Source organism: Synechococcus sp. TAK9802, from assembly GCF_014279535.1.
Taxonomy (GTDB): Bacteria; Cyanobacteriota; Cyanobacteriia; order PCC-6307; family Cyanobiaceae; genus Parasynechococcus.
Map to the genome: position 1 here is coordinate 933,245 of NZ_CP047937.1, position 9,452 is coordinate 942,696.

Genomic DNA, 9,452 nt, shown 5'->3' on the forward strand with positions numbered 1-9,452 from the left:
CTCTCTCTTGCGCGGTGCCCACGCCCCCGTTGCCTGGCGTGGATCTGACTGCGGCCTGTTGATGAGGCTCAACGTGACCACACCCTAACCTCAATTGGTATCAACGGCTACTGTTTTTCCTGCTTCTTTTGGGGCGGCGTTTTCAGCATGGTTCTTGATGAAGGCGGCGCTTGTCTGGGGCAGTTCCTCTGGTGTGCATCTGCGGGCCGTCTGCGGCCGGCAAGACAACCCTTGCCGCCCGTCTGGCCGAACAGCTGCGTGCCAGAGGGCGTCATCCCCTGCTGATCGCCTGCGACGACTACTACCGCTGTGGTTGGTCGCCCAGCCCGCGCTATGGCTTCGACACGGTGGATGCCATTGATGCGGATCAGCTGAGGTTGCAGCTCAGCGCTGTTCGCTACCGCCAGTTGAACGCGCTGCGCAGCTACGACATGCGCAGCCGCAGGGTCAGCTCCAGGTTGTTGCAGCAGCCCTATGACCTGGTTCTGGTGGAAGGCTCCTACGGGCCACAGCACCTGTTGGAGGCTGTGCCCATCTCGCTGGTTGTGTACGTCGAAACCCCACTGCTTCAGAGGTTGATCAAGCGTCTCTGGCGTGATGTTCGCGACAGGCAGAGGCCAGCTTCCTATGTGATTCGCCAGATGCTGTGCGAAATGCTCCCGGGTGAGCGTCGCTTCATTCACCCTTTGAAGCGTCGCGCAGATCTTGTTGTTCGGGGCTACAACTTCGATCTGGAGCCAATTCTCAGCAGAATTGGATAGCTGCTTAAGCGTTGATCAGTCTCAGTGGTTTGTTTCTGCGTAGGCCTGTGCGTCTGGAGGCTGATTGATTGATGGTTTGCCCTGGCTGATTTGATCAGCGGGTCTGCTTTTTAGGGCGAGACAAAAAGCGCGAGATTTTCGCCATCCATCGATCCGGTGCAGCTTGTTGCGTCGAAACAAACGCTGCTCTTTGCTTGGCTGACGCAGGGTTAGGGCCTGAAGGTTCTGATAGCGCCCAGCGAAAATCCATCAAGGATCGTGGCTTGCCTGCCGGGGACTGAGCCAGCACCTGCTGGCGAAGCTGACGTTGAGTGCGCAACAGCCTTCAAAGGCACCTGCTTGCACCATGGCTCAAGCAGGTCCTGTTCCGCCAGCAGGGGCCTCTCGTTCATCAGAGGCCTCCGGCAGTGCCCCGCCCAGGGGCGACAGGTTCAGACCTTGTTTCCTTCGTCGTCCCAGTACTCGATTCTGTTCACTTCAAGATCGTCTTGTTTGAGTTTGGCGGCGATCTCCTTGGCCCTCGCCCTGAGATACAGCTCATCGGTCACCAGGCTTTGGTAGACAATCTCCTCCAGGGTTTCTGCGGGAGCTTCTGAGACGATCTGCTTTACGTCGTCCTTGCTCAGCTTCACGTCAGTTCGAATGCTGACGGTCTGCTCGAAGTTGAACTCGATTTCGTTGATGACCGATTCCATGGGCTCCCTGGCAGACAAAAAGAAACCCCCGCCAAAGGCAGGGGTTCCAAAACGGCTCGCAGGAGTGTGTCCTTGTTTCCACCCTGTGAGGCGTTTTTCCTCACAAATCCAACTTGCCAATTCGATGCGTGGGCTGGGGTTGCTGATGGACAGCCTCGCGGTTGGCCCCAGCGACCTGTCTCAGAGTTCAACCGCGTCGCCCCAGGCCGGAGATGCAAGGCGCTTCCAGCCCTGGGTCTGCAAGGACGTCCAGAGTTGTTCTGCTTCGGCCTTTCGCAGGTGTCGGCGTTCCTTCAGCAGGGGAGGGCCTTCAGGCAGGGGTCGGCCCCTGTCGATGAAGACCTTCGGCTCATGGATCCATCCTTTCTGATCGCGATGGAATCGCCAGATCCAGCGGTCGTCGCTGTCAATCAGCCAGCCCTCTCCCATGACCATGCTGCAAGTACATCAGTACTAGCAATGGTGGGTTTGGCTGGTCAAGTGGTCTCGTGGTTCAGGTCCAGGCCAAAAAAAAGGAGCAGGCCCCTCAGCCCACCCCCTCCGTGACGCATGGAAAGCACCACTGCTTTCGTGACGCACTGTCCAAGATGATGGCGCTTTGGCGGGTATCGATCCGCACGTTTTTAAGCATTACTGCTTAGTAAGAGCTGTTCTCATTCGCGGGATGATTCCGGTGGTGCGAGCATCACTGCCAACGCTTCGGGGAGTTGAATGAGCGCAGGTTCCCTCGCCTGCGCCTCCCCCAAACATTCATGGGAGCAGGGTGCGGATCCGGCTGCCTTGGCGCCGATGGGCTGATCCAGCTACCAACCCTTCAGGATCTTCCGCGTCATGGCCTCTTTCAACATCAGCATCGAGGGTGGTGCCAGCTTTTCGTGCCCTGATGACACGTACATCCTCGATGCAGCCGAGGAGGCTGGCGTGGATCTGCCCTATTCCTGCCGGGCCGGCGCCTGTTCCACCTGCGCCGGCCGTTTGGTGAGTGGCTCAGTGGATCAGACCGATCAGAGCTTTCTCGATGATGATCAGATCGGCCAGGGGTTTGCCCTCCTTTGTGTGAGCTACCCCACTGCTGATTGCGTGATTAAGGCCAACGCTGAAGAGCTGCTGTCTTGATCAGGGCTTGCGGGTGATCACAGGGCGGCGCCTTTTCGGATAGAGCTCACGGCACATGGGGCAGACGGTTCCGTCGCAGCCCCGTGCTGTGCAGAACTCACGGCCCCAGAAAATGATTTGCAGGTGCAGGCGGTTCCAGTGCTCCTTGGGGAAGAGGCGCTTGAGGTCCTGTTCCGTGCGCGCCACACTGCTGCCGTCACTTAATCCCCAGCGTTGGGCCAGCCGGTGGATGTGGGTGTCGACGGGGAAGGCGGGCACGCCGAAGGCCTGGGCCATCACCACGCTCGCTGTCTTGTGGCCCACGCCGGGTAAGGCTTCGAGCTCTTCAAAGCTCTGGGGAACATCGCCGTCGTAGGCCGTCACCAGAATCTGGGCAAGGCGGCGCACGTTTCTGGCCTTGGTTTTGGCCAGCCCGAGCTGCCGGATGAACGCCAGGATCTGCTCCTCCTCGAGTTCTGCCATGGCGGCGGGTGTTGGCCCAGCGGCAAACAGCGCCGGCGTCACCTCATTCACCTTCTTGTCTGTGCACTGGGCACTCAGCAGAACAGCGATTAGCAGGGTGAACGGATCACTGTGATCCAGGGGGATTGGTGTTTCCGGGTACTGCTCGTGGAGGCGCTGCAGAATCACCTCCACCCGTTCAGACCTGTGCACGGGTGTTCAGTGGGTGAGGTGATCTTGGCGCTTCGGTGATTGCATCGCTTCGTTGCAGCATTTCCCTGCCATTACCGAGATTGTTTTAGGACCCATTGATGCGATCCTCGATTAAGCCGCGTCGGCCCGCATTGCCTCTGTTGAAATGGAACCGTTCGGCAGCAGTGCTGATGGTTGTAGTGGCCGTGATGCTTGCTTCCTGCCGCAGCCGAGAGCAGGACGTCAGCGCGGATTCACGCCCCCAGGTGCTTACCACCTTCACGGTTTTGGCCGATCTGGCCCGCAACGTCGCGGGTGATCGGTTGCAGGTGGCTTCGATCGTCAAGCCCGGTGCCGAGATCCACGGGTACCAACCCACCCCCAGTGACATCGAGCGCGCCAGCAAGGCGGACCTGATTGTTGAGAACGGGTTGGGGCTGGAGTTGTGGGCCCAGCGTTTCACGGCTGCAGCGGGCGATGTGCCCACCATCACCCTTTCGGAAGGGATGAAGCCTCTGCTGATCACGGAGGACGCCTATTCCGGCAAGCCCAATCCCCATGCCTGGATGTCCCCCCAGCGCACGATGGGTTACGTGGACCATCTGGAGCGGGCCTTCAGCCAACTCGATCCAGCCGGGGCCGAGGACTTTGCCGCTAACGCGTCGGCCTACAAAGCCAAGCTCCAGGCCCTCGATCAGGAGCTGCGCAAGTCGATTGCCGCGCTACCGGCCCAGCAACGGCTGCTGGTGAGTTGCGAGGGAGCCTTCACCTATCTGGCAGCGGATTACGGACTTGAGGAGGCCTATCTCTGGCCGGTGAATGCCGAAAGCGAGATCACACCCAAACGCATGGCACGGTTGATCGACACTGTGCGAGAGCGCGAGGTGCCAGCCATTTTTTGTGAAAGCACCGTGAGCGATAAAGCCCAACGGGAGGTGGCAGCGGCGGCAGGGGCGCAATTCGGTGGAACCTTTTACGTGGATTCCCTCTCGCCTCCGGACGGGCCTGCCCCCACCCTGTTGGAATTGCAGCGGCACAATGTGGGTCTGATCCGCAAGGGCCTGGACCTGTCCGAGAGCAACCGCTGATGCGCATTCAGGCCGACCAGCTCTGTGTGGACTACAACGGCACCGTTGCCCTGTACGACGCCAGCCTGCACCTGCCAGCCGGTTGCATCTGCGGTTTGGTGGGCATGAACGGTGCCGGTAAATCGACGTTCTTCAAGGCTCTCACTGGGTTTGTACGCCCTTCACGCGGCAGAATCCGCATCAACGGCAGCAGCGTTGCCGAAGCCCAGCGGCATCAAGCGGTGGCCTATGTGCCGCAGAGCGAAGGGGTGGATGCCCAGTTCCCCGTTTCGGTGTGGGATGTGGTGATGATGGGCCGCTACGGCGCGATGAATGCGTTGCGGATTCCCCGTAGCTCCGACCGTGTGGCTGTGCGGGACGCCTTGACGCGGGTTGATCTGCTGGAGCTGGCCGATCGTCCCCTTGGCACCCTCTCCGGTGGTCAGCGCAAGCGCACGTTTCTGGCTCGAGCCATCGCCCAGCGCGCTGATGTGCTGCTGCTGGATGAGCCCTTCAATGGGGTTGATGTGCGCACGGAGCAGCTGATGGCTCAGCTGTTTCTTCAGTTCCGCGACGAGGGCCGCACGATCCTGATCTCCACCCACGACCTGGGCCACGTTCGTGATTTTTGCGATCTGGTGGTTCTGATCAACAAGACCGTGCTGGCCTACGGGGAAACCTCAGAGGTGTTCACCCCCGAGAACCTCGCCATGACTTTCGGTGGCGTGCCGCCCGATCTGCTGACGGGCAACAGCTCCCCGGAGGAGGCGTTCTAAATCAGAGCTCTACCGCGTCCGTCGTCATGGCCCGAGAGGCGTCGGGCATCAGGGCAACGAGAGCCTGCTCCAGGTCTTGCATGAACACCTGCATCGCCTCGCGACGGTTGCTGCGGTACTGATTCAGGCGAGGCCGCACGGGCAAGGCTCGTCCGAGTTGCACCTCCACCCGTTGTGGGCCGAGGCTGGGCTGACCCTTCCAGGGCTTGTCTTCGATCCAGCCGATCGCTTCCTCCACCAGCAGCAACATCTCGGCAAAGCGGTCAAAGTCGGGTCGATCACTGATGTAATGACCACTCACGCTGGTGAAATGCTCCACCAGTCGCATGCGGGTGAGTTGGAGGTCAGCTTCCCGTGCCTCCCAGTCCGCCAGGCTCCTCTCCAGTGGCGGAAGCTGATCAACACCCTCCCGGTAGATCCGATCCCAGGCGGCCTGCTCGATCCGGCGGCAGCGCTCCTGAAGATTGCCAACAGCACGCAGGCCGAAATGGGTCTCGGCTTTGGCCAGGCCATGCCGGCGGTAGGCATCAATCCGTTCGCTGAAGGTCTGAGCTGGATTGGGCTTCAGCCGTTCGAGCTGCTCGAGAGCTTTGAGCAGATTCATACCGATCAGGATCAGCCGGTCACGACTTCTGGTCTCGGGATTGTCCTGGCCGGTGTCTTGGGAGGGCATGCCGAGATGGCGTTCGAGGGACGCCAACCGCGCTTCGAGGGCGATCCAGTTGGGGTGCCTCCAGCTGTAGTGAATGCCGATGGGCAACACCACCAGTGGCCGCTAGTCGTTGGCTTTCTCCAGATCCTCAGCGGCCCAGAACGCCAGCTGGGCCACTCCCGGCTCCAAGGGCGCCATCTCGCCGGAGAGGTTGTTGGTGGCTCCTTCCGGTGCCACCACCAGCGGGTAGCGCCCCTGGGCCAGAGCCCCGCGGGCCTGGGCCAGCGCTGGGCGATCCAAGCGGCCGCGGTGGATGGCGATGCCGCCACTGCGTTGCAACAGCCAGCCGATCACCGGGCCAGCCCAGATCGGAATTCCGCGGTCGTAGAGAAAGCGCAGCTGGATGGGTCGTGGCAGCTGCAGCTTGAGTCGCCGTGCGGCCTGGGGAATGCCGTTCCAGAACAGATCCGCCATCACCACTGGATCACGGGTGCTGGGGTGCCGAAAGGCGATCAGCAGATTGCAGCCCCCCGTCTGCTGGGCTGCAAAGGCCTCGGCCAGGGCTTCTGCGGCATCACGGTGGCTCAGCTCAAGGCCCTGACTGCGGAAGAGCAGCGGAAGCAGACGGCTGACCACGGTCTGAACCATCCGGCTGGGACGGGTGGGCAGCCGGCGCAGTGCGGGACGAGCGTTCTGGGTGGAGGCGCGGGGCATCGAACCGACTGCAGCGCGCCCATACTGATCCGATGGAGCTTTTGCTGGAACCCCTCAGTCACGCCTTCATGGTGAAGGCGTTGATGATCAGTGCCCTGGTTGGGGGTGTTTGCGGGCTGTTGTCCTGCTTCATGACCCTGAAGGGATGGGCGTTGATGGGTGATGCCGTCTCCCATGCGGTCCTCCCTGGTGTGGTGGTTGCCTATGCCCTGGGCCTTCCCTTCTCCCTGGGGGCGTTCGTCTTCGGTGTGGGCTCCGTTGCCGCCATCGGCTTTGTGAAGCAGAAGTCGAGGGTGAAGGAAGACACCGTCATCGGGCTTGTCTTCACCGGTTTCTTCGCTCTGGGGCTCGTGCTCGTCTCTAAGACGCGCAGCAACATCGATCTCACCCACATCCTCTTCGGCAATGTGCTGGGGATCTCAGCGGGGGATGTGCAGCAGACCCTGGTGATTTCGGTGCTGGTGCTGGTGCTGCTGCTGCTGTTCCGGCGGGACCTGATGCTCTTCTGCTTCGATCCCACCCACGCCCGATCGATCGGGATCAACACCGGACTCCTGCACTACATGCTGTTGGGACTCCTCTCCCTGGCCGCCGTTGCCGGTCTGCAGACCGTGGGAATCATCCTGGTGGTGTCGATGCTCGTCACCCCTGGTGCCACGGCCTATCTGCTCACCGATCGGTTCGACCGGATGACGCTGCTGGCCGTCACCAGCAGCGTGCTCTCCAGTGTGCTGGGGGTGTTCATCAGCTACTGGACCGACAGCTCAACCGCTGGTTGCATCGTGCTGGCGCAAACCGCGCAATTCGTGCTCGCCTTCCTTCTTGCACCTGGGCAGGGGGTGCTGCGGCGTCTCTGACCAGTTGATGCGTGGATCAGTGGATCAGCGCTCGTCGTCGTCCCAGTCGTAGGTGTCGTTGAAGCGCTGAACGCCGGCTTCTCGAAAGTGAAAGTCCCTGGCGGAACGACCCTGATCAGATGCCGTTTGCTTGGAACCGTCTTGGTCCCACGGCTCGCGGTAATCAAGATCGTCCCGCATGTTCTGGAACGGCTCAGGAGGCTTCGCTGTCATCCCACTTGGCTTTGCCATCCAGCAGTTCGATCAGCTCCTGGAGCTTGCCCATGGTGACGCGCACATCAGCACCATCGGGCAGAACACCATCGGCCACCACGTTGTAGTGGTCACGGCACTGGTTGCGCAGCTCCTGCAGGCGCTTCTTGGTGATGGTCTTTTTCTGTTCTGCCGTTGCCATGGCGATTGCGTGGTCTTGCCCTCATCCCTAGCAGAGCAGGGTGCTGCCTACCGATCTACCCCGGAAGAACCTGGCGAAAGCCATGGGCTTCCACCACGTTGAGTGGGGTGTTGAACAGTTCACTCAGTTCGGCGGGCCGCAGCATCTCCCGTGGGCTTCCATCCCCAACAAGACGTCCCTCTGCCAGAAACAGCACCCGTTCCATCTCCGGAACGATCGTGTCCACCCGATGGGTGACCTGCACCACGGTGGTTCCCGCTTGGATCAAGCGCCGCAGGATCCCCAGCAACTGATGGCAGGCCTGGAGGTCGAGGGCACGGCTCGGCTCATCCAGCACCAGCACCTCCGGTTGGTGAACCAGGGCGCGAGCGATCAACAGGCGGCGCCGCTGTCCGTCCGACAGCTCTCCGCAGCAGCGTTCGCGGATGCTGTGGAGGTGCAGTTGATCGAGCAGATCCCGCGCCTGCTCCCATTGCCGCGCGCTGGGCTTCTGATCCCGGCCCAGTCGGGTGGCCCCAAAAAAATTGCTCACCACCGCCTCATCAACAGCTGTTTTGGGATGAAGCCGCTGTTCCATGTCGCTCGACACCACCCCAAGGCGGCTGCGCAGCGCCCAGAGGTTCACCGTCTCGCTGCCAAACAACCGCAGATGAGCGTCGGGGCGAACGATGGGATACAGGCTGCGGTCGATCAGTTTCACCAGGCTGCTTTTGCCTGCGCCATTGGGCCCCAACACCGTTGTGGACTGCCGCAGTTTCAGTTGCAGGTTGAGTTCGTGCAGCACCGGGCGATCGCCCAGCCATGCCTCCACATTGCGGAGATCGAGCCAGGTTTCAGTGGTCATGGCCCTCCTGCAGCAACCGATCGATCACGATCGACAGGCGCGGAGCGACGGGCCGGAGCTCCTGCTGCCGCTCACTCCAGATGGCGTCACGCACCAGATCACTGAGGGGCACCAACTTCATCTCCTGGCCCTCCTTCAACTGCAGTTGGCTCACGGGCACGCTGAGCGTTCCGCGGAACACGTGGGCCACCCGGTTGCCGCTGTCATCGCTGAACCATGGTTCGAGCGGCACGCTGGGTGACCAAGCGATCTCCTCCTGCAATTCGCGGTACACGGCTTCGCTGGCTGTTTCTCCCGGATCGAGATGGCCGCCAAACAACCCCCAGTGGCCCGGATAAATGATCGAGTCGATGTCGTCGCGCAGTTGGAGCAGCCATCGGCCTTCCCGCTCGAGCATGGCCAGGGCGACGGCGGGCTTCATGACGCCTCCGGTGTCTTGCGGGACCACTGGGCCAGTCCACCGCTCCGCCCCCGCGCTGTGAGTGTTCCCTGCTGCTCGTTCAGTTCAATCAGGGCAAAGAAGGGCAAGCGTTGGGGTTCCGGTGACGGCAGGCTTCGCTGCAGCAGCACCTGATCGGACCAGCTCAGCTCCAACGACGTGAAGCTGAACATCAGCAGTGGTCTGGAACCCTTCAGCTGGGCCTGGCCGCTGAACCGCAACCGGAAACCGGCCAGGCAGACCTGATTCACGATGCTCAGGCCCTGGTCGCCGTGGCTCAAGGTCAGGCTGGCCTGCAGCCAACGCAGCAGCGTTGCGGTGCCGGGCGCCGGTGGATCCCCGCTGCGCGTCCAGGTCTGCTGCAACATCCAGCAGCCCGGCAGCTGCTCGATCTGAATGCCGCTGCCCTTACGGCGGCTCTGGTCTTCCCTCGCCAGAAGAGCTGCGGCAGGAGAACCAGGCAAGGCTGAGATCATGGGGCTCTGCAACACCCCCATCTTTTCG

General features: G+C 61.6%; 15 protein-coding genes. 5 read left to right on the plus strand and 10 right to left on the minus strand.

Translation table 11 applies throughout. From position 1 onward, the window contains the following. Positions 1 to 170: 170 nt before the first annotated feature. Positions 171 to 761, plus strand: coding sequence for a nucleoside kinase (locus SynTAK9802_RS05415; RefSeq protein WP_186497681.1), 591 nt, complete (start codon positions 171 to 173; stop codon positions 759 to 761). 431 nt (positions 762 to 1,192) lie between these two features. Here SynTAK9802_RS05415 and SynTAK9802_RS05420 read toward each other — a convergent pair whose 3' ends face one another. Both SynTAK9802_RS05420 and SynTAK9802_RS05425 read right to left on the minus strand, forming a co-directional pair. Further along, positions 1,193 to 1,576 carry a hypothetical protein gene (locus SynTAK9802_RS05420; protein WP_255487873.1) on the minus strand — a complete coding sequence of 128 codons (384 nt, stop codon included), beginning with the start codon at positions 1,574 to 1,576 and terminating at the stop codon, positions 1,193 to 1,195. Positions 1,577 to 1,636: 60 nt separating this feature from the next. Beyond that, positions 1,637 to 1,891, minus strand: coding sequence for a DUF1651 domain-containing protein (locus SynTAK9802_RS05425; RefSeq protein WP_370586384.1), 255 nt, complete (start codon positions 1,889 to 1,891; stop codon positions 1,637 to 1,639). A 396-nt stretch (positions 1,892 to 2,287) separates the two neighbouring features. Between SynTAK9802_RS05425 and SynTAK9802_RS05430 the strand changes: the two genes are divergently transcribed. After that, the gene (locus tag SynTAK9802_RS05430; RefSeq protein ID WP_006849985.1) at positions 2,288 to 2,572 is read left to right on the plus strand and encodes a 2Fe-2S iron-sulfur cluster-binding protein; all 285 of its coding nucleotides are present in this window, start codon (positions 2,288 to 2,290) and stop codon (positions 2,570 to 2,572) included. Here SynTAK9802_RS05430 and nth read toward each other — a convergent pair whose 3' ends face one another. Beyond that, positions 2,573 to 3,226 (minus strand): endonuclease III, encoded by a 654-nt coding sequence (nth, locus tag SynTAK9802_RS05435; protein ID WP_186497683.1) that lies wholly within the window; start codon positions 3,224 to 3,226, stop codon positions 2,573 to 2,575. 188 nt (positions 3,227 to 3,414) lie between these two features. On the opposite strand from nth, the gene SynTAK9802_RS05440 reads away from it, so the two are divergent. Both SynTAK9802_RS05440 and SynTAK9802_RS05445 read left to right on the plus strand, forming a co-directional pair. After that, the gene (locus SynTAK9802_RS05440; protein WP_255487897.1) at positions 3,415 to 4,293 is read left to right on the plus strand and encodes a metal ABC transporter substrate-binding protein; all 879 of its coding nucleotides are present in this window, start codon (positions 3,415 to 3,417) and stop codon (positions 4,291 to 4,293) included. Further along, positions 4,293 to 5,048 carry a metal ABC transporter ATP-binding protein gene (locus SynTAK9802_RS05445; protein ID WP_186497685.1) on the plus strand — a complete coding sequence of 252 codons (756 nt, stop codon included), beginning with the start codon at positions 4,293 to 4,295 and terminating at the stop codon, positions 5,046 to 5,048. The genes SynTAK9802_RS05440 and SynTAK9802_RS05445 overlap by 1 nt, the downstream gene beginning before the upstream one ends. A 1-nt stretch (position 5,049) precedes the next feature. Here the strand turns inward: SynTAK9802_RS05445 and SynTAK9802_RS12565 are convergent, their stop codons facing one another. Both SynTAK9802_RS12565 and SynTAK9802_RS12570 read right to left on the minus strand, forming a co-directional pair. Further along, positions 5,050 to 5,814 (minus strand): hypothetical protein, encoded by a 765-nt coding sequence (locus SynTAK9802_RS12565; protein ID WP_255487874.1) that lies wholly within the window; start codon positions 5,812 to 5,814, stop codon positions 5,050 to 5,052. Positions 5,815 to 5,823: 9 nt separating this feature from the next. Continuing rightward, entirely contained in the window at positions 5,824 to 6,414 is a 591-nt protein-coding gene (locus tag SynTAK9802_RS12570) for a 1-acyl-sn-glycerol-3-phosphate acyltransferase (protein WP_255487875.1), read from the minus strand. A gap of 32 nt (positions 6,415 to 6,446) precedes the next feature. Between SynTAK9802_RS12570 and SynTAK9802_RS05455 the strand changes: the two genes are divergently transcribed. Next, a complete protein-coding gene (locus SynTAK9802_RS05455; protein ID WP_011364450.1) occupies positions 6,447 to 7,271 on the plus strand; it encodes a metal ABC transporter permease in 825 nt (274 codons plus the stop codon). 24 nt (positions 7,272 to 7,295) lie between these two features. Here the strand turns inward: SynTAK9802_RS05455 and SynTAK9802_RS05460 are convergent, their stop codons facing one another. Genes SynTAK9802_RS05460 through SynTAK9802_RS05480 form a run of 5 tightly spaced genes read right to left on the minus strand, consistent with a single transcriptional unit; the run spans position 7,296 to position 9,412 of the window. After that, positions 7,296 to 7,451 carry a hypothetical protein gene (locus SynTAK9802_RS05460; RefSeq protein WP_186497687.1) on the minus strand — a complete coding sequence of 52 codons (156 nt, stop codon included), beginning with the start codon at positions 7,449 to 7,451 and terminating at the stop codon, positions 7,296 to 7,298. A gap of 13 nt (positions 7,452 to 7,464) precedes the next feature. After that, on the minus strand, positions 7,465 to 7,665 hold the full coding sequence (locus tag SynTAK9802_RS05465) for a hypothetical protein (RefSeq protein ID WP_006851769.1): 201 nt from the start codon (positions 7,663 to 7,665) through the stop codon (positions 7,465 to 7,467). 55 nt (positions 7,666 to 7,720) lie between these two features. Then, entirely contained in the window at positions 7,721 to 8,509 is a 789-nt protein-coding gene (locus SynTAK9802_RS05470; RefSeq protein WP_186497695.1) for an ABC transporter ATP-binding protein, read from the minus strand. Beyond that, positions 8,499 to 8,930, minus strand: a complete 432-nt coding sequence (locus SynTAK9802_RS05475) for an NUDIX hydrolase (protein WP_186497697.1) — start codon at positions 8,928 to 8,930, stop codon at positions 8,499 to 8,501. Before SynTAK9802_RS05475 ends, SynTAK9802_RS05470 begins: the two co-directional genes overlap by 11 nt. Next, a complete protein-coding gene (locus tag SynTAK9802_RS05480) occupies positions 8,927 to 9,412 on the minus strand; it encodes a hypothetical protein (RefSeq protein WP_255487876.1) in 486 nt (161 codons plus the stop codon). The genes SynTAK9802_RS05475 and SynTAK9802_RS05480 overlap by 4 nt, the downstream gene beginning before the upstream one ends. Between the last annotated feature and the right edge of the window lie 40 nt (positions 9,413 to 9,452).